14 protein-coding genes are annotated in these 18,425 nt (G+C 62.7%); all 14 read left to right on the top strand.

Annotated elements, in window-relative coordinates:
* Positions 1-180: 180 nt before the first annotated feature.
* The 14 genes from moaA to E1958_RS05650 all read left to right on the top strand — a co-directional run bounded on the left by moaA (position 181) and on the right by E1958_RS05650 (position 18,196).
* Positions 181-1,197 (top strand): GTP 3',8-cyclase MoaA, encoded by a 1,017-nt coding sequence (moaA, locus tag E1958_RS05720; protein WP_133511017.1) that lies wholly within the window; start codon positions 181-183, stop codon positions 1,195-1,197.
* Positions 1,198-1,651: 454 nt separating this feature from the next.
* Positions 1,652-2,431 carry an alpha/beta hydrolase gene (locus E1958_RS05715; RefSeq protein WP_133511016.1) on the top strand — a complete coding sequence of 260 codons (780 nt, stop codon included), beginning with the start codon at positions 1,652-1,654 and terminating at the stop codon, positions 2,429-2,431.
* A gap of 168 nt (positions 2,432-2,599) precedes the next feature.
* Positions 2,600-3,115: a protein disulfide oxidoreductase gene (locus E1958_RS05705; protein WP_133511015.1), complete on the top strand. Its 516-nt coding sequence runs from the start codon at positions 2,600-2,602 to the stop codon at positions 3,113-3,115.
* Positions 3,116-3,218: 103 nt separating this feature from the next.
* Entirely contained in the window at positions 3,219-3,482 is a 264-nt protein-coding gene (locus E1958_RS05700; protein WP_089728896.1) for an FmdB family zinc ribbon protein, read from the top strand.
* A gap of 1,805 nt (positions 3,483-5,287) precedes the next feature.
* Positions 5,288-7,321, top strand: a complete 2,034-nt coding sequence (locus E1958_RS05695) for an AGE family epimerase/isomerase (protein ID WP_207787592.1) — start codon at positions 5,288-5,290, stop codon at positions 7,319-7,321.
* A gap of 44 nt (positions 7,322-7,365) precedes the next feature.
* Positions 7,366-8,910: a type 1 glutamine amidotransferase domain-containing protein gene (locus tag E1958_RS05690; protein ID WP_133511014.1), complete on the top strand. Its 1,545-nt coding sequence runs from the start codon at positions 7,366-7,368 to the stop codon at positions 8,908-8,910.
* A gap of 40 nt (positions 8,911-8,950) precedes the next feature.
* A complete protein-coding gene (locus E1958_RS05685; protein WP_133511013.1) occupies positions 8,951-10,678 on the top strand; it encodes a thiamine pyrophosphate-binding protein in 1,728 nt (575 codons plus the stop codon).
* Between the two features lie 292 nt (positions 10,679-10,970).
* Positions 10,971-11,432, top strand: a complete 462-nt coding sequence (locus E1958_RS05680) for a nuclear transport factor 2 family protein (protein ID WP_133511012.1) — start codon at positions 10,971-10,973, stop codon at positions 11,430-11,432.
* 33 nt (positions 11,433-11,465) lie between these two features.
* A complete protein-coding gene (locus E1958_RS05675) occupies positions 11,466-11,960 on the top strand; it encodes a nuclear transport factor 2 family protein (protein WP_133511011.1) in 495 nt (164 codons plus the stop codon).
* A gap of 21 nt (positions 11,961-11,981) precedes the next feature.
* Positions 11,982-12,386: a nuclear transport factor 2 family protein gene (locus E1958_RS05670; RefSeq protein WP_133511010.1), complete on the top strand. Its 405-nt coding sequence runs from the start codon at positions 11,982-11,984 to the stop codon at positions 12,384-12,386.
* Positions 12,387-12,681: 295 nt separating this feature from the next.
* A complete protein-coding gene (locus E1958_RS05665; protein ID WP_133511009.1) occupies positions 12,682-13,077 on the top strand; it encodes a nuclear transport factor 2 family protein in 396 nt (131 codons plus the stop codon).
* Between the two features lie 25 nt (positions 13,078-13,102).
* Complete coding sequence (locus tag E1958_RS05660; RefSeq protein ID WP_133511008.1) at positions 13,103-14,641, top strand: GMC family oxidoreductase; 1,539 nt, start codon at positions 13,103-13,105, stop codon at positions 14,639-14,641.
* 237 nt (positions 14,642-14,878) lie between these two features.
* Positions 14,879-15,307, top strand: coding sequence for a VOC family protein (locus E1958_RS05655; protein ID WP_133511007.1), 429 nt, complete (start codon positions 14,879-14,881; stop codon positions 15,305-15,307).
* Positions 15,308-15,739: 432 nt separating this feature from the next.
* On the top strand, positions 15,740-18,196 hold the full coding sequence (locus tag E1958_RS05650; RefSeq protein ID WP_133511006.1) for an alpha-amylase family glycosyl hydrolase: 2,457 nt from the start codon (positions 15,740-15,742) through the stop codon (positions 18,194-18,196).
* The last annotated feature ends 229 nt before the right edge of the window (positions 18,197-18,425 follow it).

Below are 18,425 nucleotides of genomic sequence, written 5' to 3'. Positions count from 1 at the left end.
AGAATCCACACCACCCGACAGCCCGACCATGACGGTGGGCCGGTGGGCAATCGGGGCTTGGACATTCTGGGGCATAAGGTTCGGATCCTGATTCACGGTGGTCGAGCTGATACCTGCTTGGCACACAGGCGGTAATCTGCTATCAGTTAGCATGACGAGAAAACGGGGGCGCGATTCCCGATGACCACTGAGATCACAGACTCCGCACCAACCGCCTTGATCGACCGCTTCGGCCGCCGGATCACCTATCTACGGATCTCGGTCACCGACCGGTGCGACTTCCGTTGTGTCTACTGCGTGGAGCCGGACCAGCGCTTCGCTCCCCGTGACCAGCTGCTCAGTCTCGAGGAAATCGCGCAGGTGGCCCGGACCTTTGTAGGCCTCGGCGTGCGCAAGGTTCGCCTTACCGGCGGTGAGCCCCTGGTGCGCCGCAACGTCCTGTGGCTCATGCGCGAGGTCGCCTCCCTGTCCGGGCTCGACGAGCTGGTGATCACCACCAACGGCGCCCGGCTCGCGGAACTGGCCGCACAAATCCGGGCGGCGGGCGTCAGACGTATCAATATCAGCCTGGACAGCCTACGGCCTGAACGCTTCCGGCGCATCACCCGCAAGGGGGATCTGGCCGCCGTGCTGCGCGGCATCGACGCCGCCCTCGCCGCCGGCTTCGAGCGCATCAAGCTCAATGCCGTTATCCTCAAGCACCGCAACCACGACGAGATCCTGGACCTGGTGCAGTTCGCCGTCAACCAAGGGATCAACATCAGCTTCATCGAAGAGATGCCCGTAGGACAGATCGGCGAACATGACCGAGCGCAGGTCTTCTATTCGAGCGACCGCATCCGTTCCGACCTCCGGTCCCGTTTCCAGTTGGTCCCCACCACGGAGACCACCGGCGGACCGGCGCGTTATTACCGCGTCCCGGGGACCGAGACCCGGGTGGGATTCATATCCCCCCACAGCCACAACTTCTGCAGTGATTGCAACCGGGTCCGGGTCACCGCCCAGGGTCGGCTGTTGCCGTGCCTGGGGCAGGAACAGGCCCTGGACCTGCGCCATATCCTACGCGAACACCCAGAGGATGAAACCAAGCTGAGCCAGGCCATCCGCGATGCGATGCAGCACAAGCCCAAAGGCCACGAATTCGGCCGCGGGGCGGATTCCGTCCTCCTCCGCCACATGAACATAACGGGGGGGTGAGTGAGGACCGTTTGTCCAGTGGGTGGGCGGCGAGGGCGCGCAGCCGCCCACGGGACGGACAGGACGTCCGTCCCGGACCAGCAAGCGGAGCAGGGATAGCGTAGCGCAGATGGAACGCAGCCGAGCGAACGCCCTTCAGGGATGAAGGGCCGGGAGATGCACCAGGGATGGTGTTCTCAACCATGCTCCGGACCGTCGGTCCAATGGGTGAGCAGCGAGGGCGCGTAGCCGGTTATCAGCCACGCTTTCGGGGGGATACGCTACGCTTTCCCACCCTACTTTCCGGGGTGTGCTCTGCCTGAAGAAACAGCGGAGCCGCACTAAGAGGCTATCTAAAAACTAACCCATTGATTTTAAGCCGGTAGGCTGAGTTGAGGGACGAGACCTAAGCAAACCAGGCTGACGGCTCTTAGCCCGTAGGATGGTTCCCTTTGAAGCAACCCGGAGGTCTTTCATGGCACTGATGGAATGCAATTTCTTCTCCGACACGCTAGGGCTCTGCTGTTCGGCCAAGGTGATCCTGCCGCAGTGCACGGTGTCTCAGATCGGTCTCAAAGGCGTCGTCGGGAGCGGCGAGTTCCCCGTTCTCTATCTCCTCCACGGCCTGAGCGACGATCATACGACTTGGCTGCGGCGGACGTCGATCGAACGCTACGCTTCCGAACTGGGACTGGCCGTGGTGATGCCGGCCGTGCACCGCAGCTTCTATGCGGACATGGCGTCCGGCTATCCCTACTGGACCTTTGTCAGCGAGGAACTCCCGCAGATCTGCAGATCGTTCTTCCGTATCAGCAGCGCGCGCGAACACACATACGTGGCCGGTCTGTCGATGGGCGGCTACGGCGCGTTCAAGTTGGCGCTGCGCTGTCCGCAACGCTTTGCCGCGGCTGCCAGTCTGTCCGGTGCGCTGGACCTGTCGCCAAGCGTGATGGACTGGGACGATCTCGGCAGCGACCTGCGCCTGGTCTTCGGCGATCCGAAGGGCTTCGACGGCAGCGGGCACGATCTCATGCGTCTGGCGCGTCAGCTGGCCGCGAGCGACGGACCCAAGCCGAAGCTCTGGGCCTGCTGCGGCACGGAAGATTCCCTGATCGAAGCCAATCATCGCTTCCGCGACCAGGTGCAGGAATTGGGTCTCGACTTCCACTATGAAGAAGGTCCCGGCAGTCATGACTGGGGCTACTGGGACGAGCAAATCCAACGCGTCCTCGCTTGGCTGCCGCTGCCCGCTTAACAGGCCGGTTCGCGGGAAATCCCATACGACTTCCTCAACTCCGCTGCCTTGACTGTGCCGAGGACGCGATGTACCTCCGGGACAACCACGAACGTTTCGCCAAGATCTTCGACGCCTGGAAAGTGGCGAACCGCGACGATCTTTTCAGCGTGGTGGGACTTGACAACTATGAAGAAAGCAGCAAACAGCAAGCCCCGCAGTCACCGCTGGCTCGGCCAACTGGTCCTGATCCTGGCGATCTTCATGGTCCTGCACTGGTGGCGATCGGAGCCCCTCGCCAGCGGCGATGCCCCGGCCCTGACCGGCGACCTCGCGGGCGGGGGGAGGTTCGATCTCGACGGCTTGCAGGGCAAGCCGGTCCTGGTGCATTTCTGGGCCACCTGGTGCCCCGTGTGCCGATTCGGTGATGACACCATCGCCGCCATCGCGGAGGATTTCAACGTCATCACGGTGGCCATCCAGTCGGGAGGAGCCGCGGAGATCATGGGGCATCTGAGCCGCGCATCCCTCTCCTTCCCCGTCATCCCCGATTCCGATGGAGTGCTGGCGACCGCCTGGGGGGTATCCGGCGTACCCGCCAGCTTTGTGTTGGACGGCAGCGGTCGCATACGATTCGCTACGGTCGGCTATACCACCGGAATCGGGTTGCGGGGACGCCTGTGGGCAGCCGGCATGCTGGATTGATCGGCCGGAAAGACCGAGCCATGCTCACATCTTGCCTCGACCCGCGCCCTGAATATAATGCCGCAGACTTAAGAAACCATTGCCATTTCTCAGGAGAACCATCATGCCCACTTACGATTATCGCTGTGACGCCAACGGCCGGGTGTTGGAGGTCAACCACCGCATGAGCGAAAGCCTGTCCACCTGGGGCGAGCTCTGTAAGTACGCCGGCATCGAGCCGGCCGGCACCCCGACCGATGCCCCTGTCCACCGCCTGGCTACCGGCGGCAGCCCCATCTCCAGCACCAATCTCGGCAGCGGCACCGCTCCCGCCCCTGCCTGCAACACCGGGGCCTGCTGTCCTACCGGCATGTGCGGCCTCAATTGAGGCGATTTCCTCAAAAAGGTCGGTCGGGTTAGGCATGGTTCCGGTGTTCGGTTGTCCGATCAACCCGGGCTTGTCATAGCCCGACTGCCAAGAAAACGACGCATCACGCGGATCTTCACGGATCGATTCGTGCCGATCCGTGCGATAACATCCCAGCGGTCCGCACCGCGGACCCGACCAATAATCAGCTGGTCAGCGTAGGGTCCGCTGCGCGGACCTTCGGAAGCTCGCATAGGGTGGGAAAGGCCAGGCGCCGTCCCGCAGGGAGCCTGGCCGCATCCCACCGCAAGGCGGGATGCGCTGCGCTTTCCCGCCCTACGGTCCTCAACCGAACACCCAAGCACGCGCCTAACCCGGCCTACGGACTACGGCTCGTAGCGTCTCCGAGACACTCCGCGCCGCGGAGAACATCAGGCTGGTGTCCACCATTGCGTATACACGGGAACCGAACCTGCCGGCGGTCCGGCGTTATCCGGTGCGGCCCACAAGGCGTCTGCTCTGACCGTTGCCGACAGCTGGTCATTGGGTGGGTAAGCCGTCTGAAAGACGGCGGTCCCAGCGTCCCCGGAACCGCCGACACTTTGTCGGCCCCTGGGACCGCCGACATTCTGTCGGCTTCTGGGATCGCCGACATTTTCTCGTTCCTATGCGCTGCGTGGGAACCAGAGACCGGGAGAGGGGCTTTTACGACACCCTCCCCAGGGGGCGAGGGAGCCAACCGGGCAAGTTCTTAGACAGTCTCTAACGCAACCGACACCCCAAGTGAGGTCCGCCCGAACAGGCCGCGCGGGGGATCATGTGGGTGTCGATTGCGTTAAGACGCCGGCATGACCTAAGCAGACGATCAGCACGCCTTGGTGCGTCGAATGCAACACGTCAACTCTCTCATCGACCTCCCACTGACCACTAAAGAAGGTCGGCGGGGGAGATTGGCCTCCCACGGGGTCGCGCCGCGAACCCGCTAGCTGACTATTCCTACGCCGACTTAGCCGGTATACCCCGCAATGCCATTAAGTTAAACGTCACCGGCGCCGTTTGTGATTGATCGATCCCTGTTTTTCGTTCGCCCTCTCCCCAATCCCTCTCCCGGCGGGAGAGGGGCTTTTGCGACACCCTCGCCGGGAGAGGGGCTTTGAGGCTTAACTTAATGGCATTGGTATACCCCGAACCTCGTGATTTCCACTCCGAATCACGCGAATCGACACGAATCCGTTCGCGTTGATTCGCGTGATTCGTGGTTTTTTCGACCATGGATATCAGATTAATCCGATGTTATTTCATTGCCGAGGGGCAATACTTTAAATATTCGCTTGGATCATGAGCGTCGTAATCTATTTTTCCTTCGCAGGATTGCGTTCCGAGTAAAAACGCAATAGTTGTGTATAGGATTAGGTTTATAAGCTCGTAAGATTTATCGCACTCGATTCGGATCTTATCATGCCGAAGAAATCTTCTCGGATGCTGTTTTTTAGGGGGTAATCCTTATGGTTGTTTTCCGATTTCTTTTTCTATCTCTTTGTTAAAACTAGTTTTTTTATATTCAAACTGATAAATGACGGTTTTGTTAAAATTCTTTTTATCCTATTGACAATGCTTCTACAAGGGCTAAACTCTTTAATTATCTTGAATGGATGAACGGATGACCGTTTGGTCCATGAGGTCCATTATGGAATGACCATTATCGAATAGGATATGTGGTCCGGAGTGCGGTGTAGTGGAGACGACCGTGAGACGGGGGGTCCGTACTAGTTACGGTCGTAGTTAATGCACTGTGTCATTAACATTTCGGGAAGGAGGAACCAGTCGTGGCATTGAATAGCTGTTATCAGGATCTGACGGTGACGGGCTCCGTGGTGGGTATTGATCTCGACAAACCGTCATTTTCCGTCAAGGCCCGTTCGGGTGATGTGTTCGAGGCTATAGTAGGACCGACTACCTGGTACCAGATGCTCTCCAACCTGGACCAGCTGGAACGTGACCGGGTGCCTGAGCCGGAGGGTGAAAAGAGCGGAGACGGCGTTCGCGATGACCTAAAGCGATACATGCAGGTGAATCGCACTGTCACCGTGAACGGGGTGATTTACAAGGACGACGAGAGGCAGCGCTACGAGGCGCGGGCGGTGCACCTGTTCGGTTCCGAGCCGGACACCTATGTCTATGAGGAGACCCACTGGTGGCTGTCCCAGCTGAGCCTGATGTCGGACCGCTGGTTGGATCTGTTGTTCGAGCACCGGCGCAGCTATGCGATCGACGATTTCTCCCACTTCTACCGCACCAGTCTCAACATCACCGGTCAGCCGCTGAGCGAAGACCAGGAGTGTGCGACCCTCTCGAGGCTCATCTATGGCCTATCCTCGGCCTATCTCCTGACCGGCCAGAACCGTTACTACCTGGCCGCCAAGGCCGGTGTCGCCTACCAGCGCCAGGCCTTTCGCAGCCTCAGCCACGATGGCCGCCACTGTTTCTGGGCCTATGGGCGCCGGCGCGACGCTGCCGGGGAGCGCCTCATCATCCCGTCGCAGAACGGGGATGACCATGACACCATCCCGCTCTACGAGCAGATCTATGCCTTGGCGGGCCTGGCCCAATACTACCGGATCACCTTGGATTGGGAGGTGCTGGAGGACATTCAACGCACCGTCAATACCTTCCAGGACTTCTACTGGGACCCCGAGTCCGAGCGCAAGGATGCAGGTTTTGCCGGTACCGGCGGCTATTACTCCCACCTGGATTTCGCCACCATGCGCCCGGACAGCCCGGGGCTCGGGGACAACCGCTCGCAGAAGAACTGGAACTCGGTGGGCGACCATATCCCGGCCTACCTGATCAACTTGATCCTAGCCTTGGATCCCATACCGCGCGGGGCCGCCAAGCTCGAGTTGGGTAAATTCTTGGAGATTTGCCAGGGCATCCTGGACGAGACCTCGCGCATCATCGCCGAACACTTCGAGGACCCCGACTCGGACTTCGTGAACGAGCGCTTTACCGACCAGTGGAAGCCCATCCAGGACTGGCGCTGGCAGCAGAACCGGGCCGTGGTCGGCCACGACCTCAAGATCGCCTGGAACCTCACCCGTTGCGCCTTCTACTGTCAGAAACGGGCCCAGGATCGCGACTACTCCGCCGAGGAGCGGAGCCGGTTACGGAAGCAGGCCGATACCTTCCTGGCCTTTGCCCAACGGCTCGGCGACCGTATGGCCGAGGTGGGTCTGGACAAGGTGCGCGGCGGTGTTTTCGATCTCGTCGAGCGGCAGCCCACCAATGATATGCCGACCCAGTTCGCCTACGGTTGCACCAAGGATTTCTGGCAACAGGAGCAGGGTATCCTGGCCTATCTCATCCTGCACGGTGCGACCGTTAACGACCGTAAATATCTGGAGCTGGCGCGGGAGTGTATCGGCTTCTGGAACCTTTTTTTCCTCGACCGCGGTCGCCAGGGGGTCTATTTCCGGACCACGGCCAACGGCCTGCCCGTCATCGAGGGCGGCTATGCGCACAAGGGCGGGCACTCGATCTCCGGCTATCACGCCTTCGAGCTCAACTTCCTCGCCCACCTCTACACCCGGGCCTTCGTGACTACGGACAATGAGGCCGACAACAACTTCTGTGTCTACTTCAAGGTCACCAACAACAGTGACCAGGAATCCATCAATGTGTTGCCGGACTTCTTCCCGCCGGATCTGTTGGAGATCCGGAAGATCACCTTCAACGGCATCGACTATACCGATGATCGCAAGCCCGCCGCCCGCAACCACTATCAGATCCGCATCGACGATGTCCCCCGGGGCAGCGACGGTACGCTGGAGGTCGTGGTGGAGTTTCGTCGTCGCGATCGTTGAGTGGTGCAGGGTGTCGGGTCCGGGACTGGAAGAGGGACAGGAAGATGACACAGCCTTTAGCGGGAAAGAAGATCGCGGTAGTCGTTGAGAGTCAGTACATACCGGGCGAGATCCGGATCTACCAGGAACGGTTCGCCGCGCACGGGGCCGAGGTCGAGCTGGTCTCCCGCCTGTGGGGACAGTCCTCGCAACGCTTCTACAGCACGGTCGAGCCGGGGGTCGTGGACGCGCTCGAGTGGTTGGAGGTAACGACCGATTTCGATGACATCGACCTCGAGGACTATGCGGCGGTCATCGTGTCAGCCAACTACACCAGCGTGCGTCTGCGCTGGAGCGAGCGCGAAGACCTCAATACCGACAATGCCGCCGAGGTGGCGCGCAGTGTCCCGGCGGCCGACTTCCTGCGCCGCGCCATGGCGGATCCGCGCATCATCAAGGGCCTGGCCTGCCACGCCCTGTGGCTGTTGACCCCGTCACCGGATCTGCTGGCCGGGCGCAAGGTGATCTGTAACAAGGTGGGGCTCGCCGACGTGATCAATGCCGGTGCCCTCTATACCCCCTGTCCGCCCGGCACCCCGGCCGAGCAGCAGGTGGTGGTAGACCGGGATCTGGTTACCAACAACTCGTGGCACGCCAGCGCGGCCCTGGTGGACGCGGTCAAGGACCGCATCCTCGATCCCCCGCCGGCCCCGCGCTATGAGCCGGTCCCGGCGGTGCCGGTAACCCCGGATCAACGCCGGATCCTGATCCTGCTGTCGGAATGGGGCTACTGGGGCGAGGAGCTGGTGGGTCCCCTCGGAGAGTTCGACCGGGCCGGCTATCGGGTGGACTTCTGCACCCCTACGGGGAAAAGGCCCAACGCCATCCCCGTCAGCATGGACCCGGATTTCTTCGACCCGCCGCTGCAGCGGCCCGTGACCACGGCCCAGATGGCCGCCCTGGTACGGGAGATCGACGACCCCACCACCGAGCAGGGCCGGCGGCTCGACGGCCCCATCAGCCTGGCCGACTGGTTCCCCGAACGGCCCTATTTTGCCGCCCCCACCTTCGTGCGGGGACTCGAGGCCTACAATCGGCAGCTGGTGGAGGCCGAACGCGAGCTCGAATCCTTCGACGCCCTGCTCATCGTCGGCGGCTCCGGGCCCATCGTGGACCTGGCCAACAACCAGCGGGTGCACGACCTGATCCTGGCCTTCCTACGGGCCGACAAGCCGGTAGGGGCGGAGTGCTACGGGGTGACCTGCCTCGCCTTCGCCCGGGACATGAACCTGCGTGAGAGCATCATTTGGGGTAAGCATGTCACCGGCCACTGCCTGGAGTATGACTACCAGGACGGTACCGCTTTCGTGGCGTCCCGCGGCCGCTTCCTCGACTTCAACATGGGGCCGCCGCCCTATCCCCTGGAGTTCATCCTGCGCGACGCCACCGGGCCCGAGGGCGGCTATCACGGCAACTTCGGTCACCCGACCAGTGTCATCGTCGACTACCCCTTCATCACCGGACGCTCCACCCCGGACAGCATCTTGACGGGGCAGAAGATGATCGAGGTCCTGGACGGCGATCCGCCGCTGCGGCGCTGGGGCTGGTAGCCGGCCGTCGGTAGCGGGCATTCAACACGAGGAACCTGGCATGGCGAATCCCACTGGTCACCGCAAGCTGTTGGAACAGCTGCACGCGGACGGCATCCGGTACCTGTTCGGAAATCCGGGCAGCAGCGAAGAGGGGCTGTTGGACGAGATCACCCGCTTCCCGGAGATCCAATATATCCACGGCCTGCAGGAGGCAGCCATCGTCGGTGTGGCCGACGGCTACGCCCAGGCGACCCAGCGGCCCGCGGTGGTTCAGCTGCACAGTGGGGTGGGGCTCGGGAACGGCACCAGCGGTCTCTACCATGCCCTGCGCAAGCAGACGCCCATGCTGGTGCTGGCCGGTGAGGCCGGCGTCTCGGTGGATGCCATGGAGGCCCACATGGCCGTCGACCTGGTGGGGCTGGCGCGTCCGGTCACCAAGTACGCGACCCGGGCCATCCATCCCGGCAGCCTGCTGCGCCTGGTGCGACGGTGCCTGAAGGTGGCGGCGACCCCACCCTGGGGGCCGGTGTTCCTCGCCATTCCCCAAGACATCCTCGACCAACCCAACGACGAGCCCGTGATACCGACCCTGGTGCCGGAGACCCGGGTGGTGCCGGAGCCGGCGCTGATCGCCCGCTGTGCGGAGCTGGTGCAGGGGGCCACCAACCCGGTCATCCTCATGGGTGACGGCGTCGCTCACTCACAGGCCCACGGGGAGCTGGCGCAGCTGGCGGAGGTCCTGGGCGCGCGCGTGTACGGCCTCATGGCCTCGGAGATCAACATCCCCTGGACCCATCCCCTCTACTGTGGTCTGACCGGCCATATGTTCGGCGAAGGGAGTCAGGCGCGGGTGCAGGACGCGGACGTGGCGATCATCTGTGGGACCTATGTGTTCCCCGAGGTGTTTCCCCTCCTGGAGAGCCCCTTCCGCTCCGACGCGCGCATCATCCATATCGACCTGGATGCCTACGCCATCGCCAAGAACCACCCGGTAACCCTGGGCCTGGTCAGTGACCCCAAGCTCACCCTGCGGGCCCTGGCGGACTCCCTCACCGACCACATGACCGCCGAGCAGAAGGCGGCCGCCGCGGCACGGGCCGCAACGATCGGGGCCGAGAACGCGCGCAGCCGGGCCGACACATTGGAGCAGGATCGCAGCCGGCGCACGAAAGTACCTCTGTATATGTCCGCCTTCGCCGAGGAGCTGGCGCAACAGTTGCCCAAGGACGCCATCCTCTTTGATGAGTCCCTCACCCATCTCCCCGAGCTCAACCGCTGGCTGCCGCCCGCAACGCCGGGCACCTTCTTCCAGACCCCCGGCGGCACCCTGGGAGTGGGGATCCCCGGCGCCGTGGGTGCCAAGCTCGCCCATCCCGAGCGTACCGTGGTCGGATTCACCGGCGACGGCGGCGCTATGTATACGCTACAGGCCCTGTGGACCGCGGCCCGCTATCGGGTCGGCGCCAAGTTCGTGGTGTGCAACAACCACAGCTACCGGCTCCTGAAGCAGAACCTGGTGGACTACTGGAGTGACCTGGGAATCGACTCGGCGGCCTTCCCGCCGGCCTTCGATATCGGCACGCCCGACCTGGATTTCGTCGCCTTGGCGGAAGGCCACGGGGTGCCGGGACAGCGGGTGGCACGACCCGAACAGATCGCGCCGGCGATCAAGGCGATGCTGACGCATGAGGGACCGTACCTCATCGAGCTGGTGCTCGAAGGCAATGTGCAACGCCCGGACGACCCGGTACGCGGTGCCTGCACCGGCGAGGTGCCCTGCTCCTGATGTCTAAAGCCCCTCTCCCGCCGGGGAGAGGATCTGAGTTGCTGGGTTTCGTACCTCAACCCAGCCTACGGACTGCGCACAAAGACCGGAAACAGGAACCACGGATGGACACGGATGGACACGAATGTATGCATTGGCCCAACAAGCCCCTCTCCCGCCGGGAGAGAGCTTGCCCCGAGCGCAGCGAGGGGGCTTGGGGAGAGGGGATCAATAGGTGAGTTGCCGGGTTTCGTACCTCAACCCAGCCTACGAGTTGAAGGAATGAAAAAAGACACTGGAGTCGGGTGCCGATATGAACGAGATAACCATTACCGCTCCCCCCGAGGCCCTCACGCGGGAGGAAGTCGAGCGCTTCGCGCGGGACTGGTACCGCAAGCTGGATATCCATGCACCGCCGGAAGAGCTGGTAGCCATGGTCGCCACGGAGGGCTTAGCGTTCGATCTGCCGGAAGGTGCGCTGCATGGGGTTGCGGCCTTCCGGGACTGGTACGAGGGGGTCGTCCGCATCTTTTTCGATGAGGTCCACGTGCTCGACCGCGTCGAGGTTGCGTGGGAGGGGCCGCAGGCGCTCGTCAAGGTACGGGTCAACTGGCAGGCGCGCCGCTGGCAGGCGCCGGCCCCGCACAGTGAGTGGATCGGGTTCGATGTCGATCAGGATTGGGTCATGGAACGTTCGCCCGCGACGGGACAGCCGGTCATCCTGCGCTATGTCGTCAATGCGCTGCGTCCCATGCCCGGTTCGCCCCGCCTATAGGGCAATTTCAATACCACAGGAGAGGAAGGAGAGATGGCAAACACAACCAATCAGGAAGCCAACCTGGCCCTCGTGCAACGTATGTACGATTGCTTCAACAGTGACGATCTGGACACGATACGGCGGGAGGTCTTCGCGCCCGATCTGGTGTGGAACCTGCCGGGCCGTCATCCCCTGGCGGGCACCAAGTACGGGGCGGAGGAGGTGCTCGCCTTCTTCGCCGAGCTCAGGCAGGCGAATATCAAGGTCACCCTGGACCCCCAAAGCGACCCTGCCACCGGCATCGACAGCTTCGGCGAGACCACCGTGGTGGAGGTCCATCGCGGTCGCGGCACGACCAGTGTGAGCGATGCGGGCGGCAACCAGGTTCAGGTCACCCTCAATGCCCTCAATTGCACCCACTACCAGATCAAGGACGGCCGCATCGCCGAAGTGCAGGTATACATCAGCGACCAATACGCGGTGGACAACTTCTTCAACGCGGTCTACCAACTGGCGCCGATCCCGGACCGGTTGGCCCGGGACTGAAGGCAAGATGAGGATAAGGATATGGCGCTGATTACCGCAGAACAGGTTAAGGCCGCCTACGATGCCCTGGCTACGGGCGAACGGGACCGCATCGCCGAACACTGGGCCGAAGACATGCGTTGGCTGGTACCCGGACACAACCGCCTTTCCGGTTGGAAGGACGATCTGGACGCGTTCATCGGCTTCATGGCCGAGGTGGGCCGGCTGTCCGGCAACAGCTTTCGCATGGACCCCATCGCCGTCATGTTCGCCGACGACTTCTCGGCCGATGTGACCCATAACCGGGGGAGCCGGGCGGAGGAGCCGGATCGCGTCTTGAATATCGACGTCGTCCACTTTCTCAAGTGGCGGGACGGCAAGGTCATCGAAGGCCGCGGAGCCATCTTCGGTGATGGGACCACCCAGTACGACGCCTTCTGGGCCTGACCTGTCGGAAAACGCCTTGAAGGATTCAAGGTGCCCAAACGGGGCAGGGATGCCCCACCTAGTCGAATGACCTCTGGCTCCCACGCGCCTCTGGCTCCCACGCTCCAGCGTGGGAGCCAAATCCAGACGCTCCAGCGTCATAAAACCTTGTCCCGAGCGGAGCCAGGGATCTCGGCCGCTGGAGCGGCCACAACGGCAAAAAACACCTTGAAGGATTCAAGGTGCCCAAACGGGGCAGGGATGCCCCACCTAGCCGAATGACAGCGAATCGAAAGTGACGCCAAGGGAAAGGAACATGGATACCCAAAATATCATCGAGAAATACTATGACTGCGTTAATCGCGGGGCCTGGGAGGAGTGGCTGACCCTGTTCAGCGACGATGTGGTCGGTGACGAACAGCTGGCCGGACACTTCGCCGGCATCGACGTCCTGCGGGGCGCTATCGATGCCATCTCCACCGGCTACTCCAAGTTCAACATGTACCCCCAGCGCCTGGTCGTCGAGGGAGACGCCGCCTGCGTGATCTGGCGGTGCGAGGCAGCCAACGCCGCCGGCACGCCCATCGCCTATGCCGATACGCCGGAACGGCAGGTCATCGGCGCCAATTACTTCCAGGTGCAGAACGGCAAGATCGTCTATATGCGGACGATCCATGACAGCGTGCCGTTCCGGCCCTTTACCGATCAATAAATTCCGAGCAGCCGGAGCAAAGTCTATGGATACCTTCGATTACATCGTGGTCGGCGCCGGTTCGGCGGGCTGTGCGGTCGCCGCGCGTCTGAGCGAGGACATTGGGGTTCAGGTCGCCGTGGTGGAGGCCGGCAGTCGCGAGGTGCCACCCCAGGTGCAGGAAGACATCGCCACGCCCTGGCGCTGGGGCTTCGTCCAGAACTCGCCAGTGGACTGGGCCTACCAGAGTGTGCCCCAGCCGCACCTCAACGGGCGTCGGATACCGGAGCCGCGCGGCAGGCTGCCCGGCGGTACCAGCAATCTCTATATCCTCATGCACATCCGCGGCCACCGCTCGGACTATGACAATTGGGCCTATAACGGTTGTCCGGGCTGGGCCTACGACGACGTCCTGCCCTATTTCCAGAAGCTGGAGGATCAGGAAGACGATACCAGCCCCATCGCGGGCAAAGACGGCCCCTTGCGCCTGCAGGCGGCGCGCCTGCACGAGCCGAATCCGACCTCGGAGGCGTTTCTTACGGCCTGCGACGAGCTCGGCTTTGGGCGCACCGAGGACTTCAATGGCCCGCAGCTGGAAGGGGCGGGTTGGCACCATCTCAACATCAAGGACGGCAAGCGCCACGATATGGCGAATGCCTACCTATATCCGGCGCTGGAAAGCCGCCCCAACCTGACCCTCATCGACGAGGCGCAGACGACGCGGCTCACCTTCCAGGGGCGCCGCTGTACGGGTCTCGAGTACCGCCAGAGCAATGAGACCAAGCAGCTGGCCGCACGTGCGGAGGTGGTGGTCTGCGCCGGTGCCATCGACTCGCCGAAACTCTTGTTGCTGTCCGGCATCGGTGACGGCGAGCAGTTGGCCCGGTTGGGTATTCCGCTCCTGCACCATCTGCCCGGCGTCGGGGAGAACTTCCACAATCATATCCTGGTTCCGGTCATCGCCACGGCGAGCCGGCGCATCCCCGACCCGGTCCAAGGTATGAGCGAGGCGGCCCTGTTCCATAAATCCGATCCGGGTTGGCCCGGCCCCGATTTGCAGATGGCCTTCGTTCACGGCGACCCCCAACAAGCGGGCGAGCCGGACCGGGCGAGCGTCATGGTGATGTTGCCGGGGTTGGTGCGGCCGGTCTCGCGTGGTTGGCTGCGGCTCGCGAGCCCTGATCCGCTGGTGCCGCCGCTCATCGATCCGAACTACCTGGCGTGCGAATCCGACTTTAAGCGCCTCACCGATGCGGTAAGGCTATCCAGACGCCTGTACGGGACCCGGGCCTTGAGCGAGTGGGTACAGGCGGAGGTGCTGCCGGGGCCGGACTATCCCGACGAGCAGCTAGGAGACTATGTGCGCCGGTTCGCCGAGTCCTACCACCACCAGTGCGGCTCGTGCCGCATGGGCCTCGATGCACTGGCGGTGGTGGACCCGCGGCTGAAGGTGCACGGTATCGAGGGTCTGCGCGTCGCGGACGCCAGCGTCATGCCGGCGGTGCCGTCCGGTAACTGCCACGCCGGCATCGTCATGATCGGCGAGAAGGCCGCGGATCTGGTCAAGGCCGACGGGCGGCAATAGCGGATGTAGGGTGGGCTGTGCCCACCGTGTACTGTTGGCTCCCACGCTCCGGCGTGGGAGCAAACTTGTCCCGACGGAGGAGGGATCTTGACGCTCCAGCGTCGACCAGCGACCAGGTAGGTCGGCATCAGCCAATCCCCTGTCAGCCCAGAGAGGCACAGTCCGCTGGAGCGGACAAGACGACATTCCCACGCTGGAGCGTGGGAACGAGCGCGAACCGACTAGAGGGAGACAAACATGGCCGATTTGAGGTTCCACCATATCTCGCTCACCTGCCAGGACCCGATCGCGACCGAGCGTTTCTACACCGAGCACTTCGGCTTCACACGCGCGCGGGTCGTGCCCCTAGGTGAGGACAATCGGATCGTCTTTCTACGCGGCCCCGGCGTCTACCTGGAGCTGTTCCGCGCCACGCTCGGGAATCCGCTGAGGCCGCCGAGCAATGACGGCTACCCCTGGCCGGGGGTGCGTAACTTCTCGTTCGAGGTAGCGGACCTGGACGCCAAGCTGGCGGCCATGGGCGGGGATGCCGACCTGGCGTTCGGGCCCCTGAGCTTCGACGATTTCATTCCGGGCTGGCGCTCGGCGTGGCTGAGAGATCCCGACGGCAATCTGGTTCAGATCACCCAGGGCTACCGGGATCAGGAAGACCCGCCACCCTTGTGACCGGCGTGGGCCTGCAAGTTCCATTCGTTGAACCAGCAGGATCTTCATGGAAGATTTAGCCGCAAATGAACGCAACCAGATCAAGAGGTAATCGTTCAGCCCCCACCGCGTCATTCCGGCAGGGAATGCCGGAATCCAGGTGCCAGGGATGGCAAACCAGTGGGGGTCTGAATCATTACGACGTAAGGGTGTTGTTTGGGCATAAGATTTCTCGCTGCGCTCGAAATGACAAGCAAGGGGTTGCGTTCGCATTGAACTGAAATCCGGAGGGGGCTGAACGGTTACGTCGATGATAGTGAACCGATTACGACCGATTTGCGTTCATTGGCGTTCATTTGCGGCAAAAAATAATTCCCTTGTTATCGCTGCTTCGGTACGGCTGTGCCGGACCGATTTCGACAGGATAACTTCATCAATTCGGAGGATGCATCCATGGCACTCATTCCAGTCCATTTCGAATATCGTACCGGCCTTAAGCCGCAACTCTTCACCAATGCGCGCTTAGGCGGCACCTGGGACAGCTCCGGCCGCCTTGCCGAGGATTGGCGCTTTACCCCCATGCAGGAATTCACGGCCAACGACGGTTGCCCGGCCTTCCGGGTCACCGTCGAGCTGGACGACAGCCAGATCGGGCAGATATTTCGGTGGGGGGTCTCGGTCGACACGGCCACTACCCCGGACCGTTGGGGTATCCCCACGGAGGTGAGCGCGACCGATGCGGACGCGCGCGAACAGGTATTCACCCTGCAGGGCATCGACCAGACCGAATGCTATTACCTCACCCACTGCCGTCGCCTCGGCGCCAACAAGCTCTTTATCGAGGATCGCACCAAGCCTGCAATCCGCTTCGCCGTCTGGGCCCCCCATGCGCGGGAGGTGGAGCTGGTCTTCGGCGATCGGGAAAGCGGCTATATCTACCCCGATGGCCGCGGCATCAACGAGCGGTTTCCCAGGGTTGCCCTGCACAAGGAAGACGAAACCGGTATCTGGTTCACCGACGGCGCGGTAGAGCCCGCATTGGCGGATTTCGCCGCGTTCGACCACCAGCCCTATATGTACCGCATTACCCGCGATGACGGCTCGGTGGCCTACCGCACGGACCTCTATTCCCGCTGCCAGATCGGCACTGGTCGGGTGAATCCCGCGGACGATGCCCCCTGGAACGGCAACCGCTCCGAGGTGGACGGCACCAAGAGCTGCTCCGTGGTGGTGGACCCGGAGGGCGTGTGCCGGCCGTTTCGGCAACTGGACGCCCAGGGCCGGCCGGTATGGCCGGAGACGGACTGGGTAGAGGAAACCGACTTCTGGAAAGACGAGTTCGATCCCGAGAAGCCCCTACCGACCCGGTTGCAGGATCTGGTCATCTACGAGCTGCACGTGGACGGCTTGGGGTTCGGTCGGCGCGAGCGTGGGTTGCTGGAGGACGCCATCGACCTGCTGGACTATCTGGTGGAGCTCGGGGTCAACTGCGTGGAGCTGATGCCGACCTCGGAGTTCGAGGGCTGGTCCGGTTGGGGCTACGGCACCTCCCACTATCTGGCGGTGGAATACGCGGCGGGTGGACGCGACCAGTTCAAGCACTTCGTGCGCGCGTGCCACCGGCGCGGTATCGCCGTGCTGCTGGATGTGGTCTACAACCACTATACCCACGACGGTGAGCGCGCCCAGTGGGCCTATGATTCCACCGCTCCGGAGCGCAATATCTACTACTGGTACGAGGGTCGGCCCGACGACTATCCCAGCGCCGACGGCGGCTATATCGACAATATGTCGACGGGTTACGCACCGCGCTATTGGGAAGAAATGGTGCGCAAGCTGTTCATCTCCTCCGCCGCCCAGCTGGTGGCCGAGTTCCACCTGGACGGCTTCCGCGTCGACCAGACCACCTCCATTCACAGCTATGCCGTCGTGCATGCCGACGGACGGGCGGCGGACAATGCCCGCATCTTCGGGGCCAAGTTCCTGCGCGAATGGACCCGTACCCTTAAGCTCATCAAGCCCAACCTCTTTCTCACCGCTGAGGACCACTCGGGTTGGCCCCTGGTCACCGCGTCCAACGAGAACGGCGGTCTGGGCTTCGATGCCGTGTGGTTCGCCGATTATTACCATCACCTGATCGGCGACGCCCAGAATGACGCCAGTCGCGCCCGACTCTTGAAATTCGCCGGCTACGGCGACGATCGCAGCCTCAACATGAGCTGGTTCGCCGGGGTCTTGGCGGCGTCGGCGCAGCAGCGGGTCGTCTACCACGAGTCCCACGACGAAGCGGGTAATTCCTACTATCAGGAAGGCGGTCAGGAGGTGCATTCGGCCCGTACCCTGGTGGTCGCCGTCAACGGCGCTCAGTTGACGGGCGAGACGCGGCGCTATGCCGAGGCCCGCACCTGTTTCGCCGCCGGGGTCACACTGCTCGGCCCCGGCGTGCCCATGTTCCTCATGGGAGAGGAAGTCGGCGCCTCCGAGCCCTACCGCTACGACGACTTTCTGGCGCACCGGGAGGATTTTCAAGCGCTGCGGCAAGGGGTCGGTAGTCGGCTGTTTCGCTTCTACCAAGACGCCATCAGGCTGAGACTTAGGTCACCGGCCCTGCGGTCGGCCAATATCGAGGTCGTCTATGTGCACGATGCCGACCGCCTGCTGGTGTTTCGCCGTTGGGATGGTCCCGAGGATTTCTTAGTCGTCGCCAGTCTCAGCAATCGGGATTTCCCCGCTGGCTACGAGATACGCAACGGCAGCATCGCCGACGGCACCTGGCGGGAGCTATTGAACAGCGACGCCTCGGTATACGGGGGCAGTGGCCTGGGCAACGCGGGCGGAATCCGTTCCTTAGGTGGGGTGTTCACACCACGCCTGGCGGCCAACAGCGTACTGGTCTTCCAGCGGCAATAACCGCGGTTATCCGATTGCGCACAAAAACCGGAAACAAGGACCCCGAATGGACACGAATCGTTGCATTCTCTCGTTCCCACGCGCTGCGTGGGAACGCGGAAGCTCCGCGCCGCGGAGTGTCTCGGAGACGCTATGAGCCGTAGCTGCTGCCCTATTGTCGAGCCGCAAGCGCCGCATTTCATGATGGCTCGTTCCCACGCTTCAGCGCCTGCCTGTGCGTCCCTGCATG

This window comes from Candidatus Thiosymbion oneisti, from assembly GCF_004359955.1.
In the GTDB taxonomy this organism is placed as follows: Bacteria; Pseudomonadota; Gammaproteobacteria; order Chromatiales; family Chromatiaceae; genus Thiosymbion; species Thiosymbion oneisti.
The sequence above is the reverse complement of the archived record's forward strand: the minus strand, read 5'-3'. Positions and strand labels throughout refer to the sequence as shown.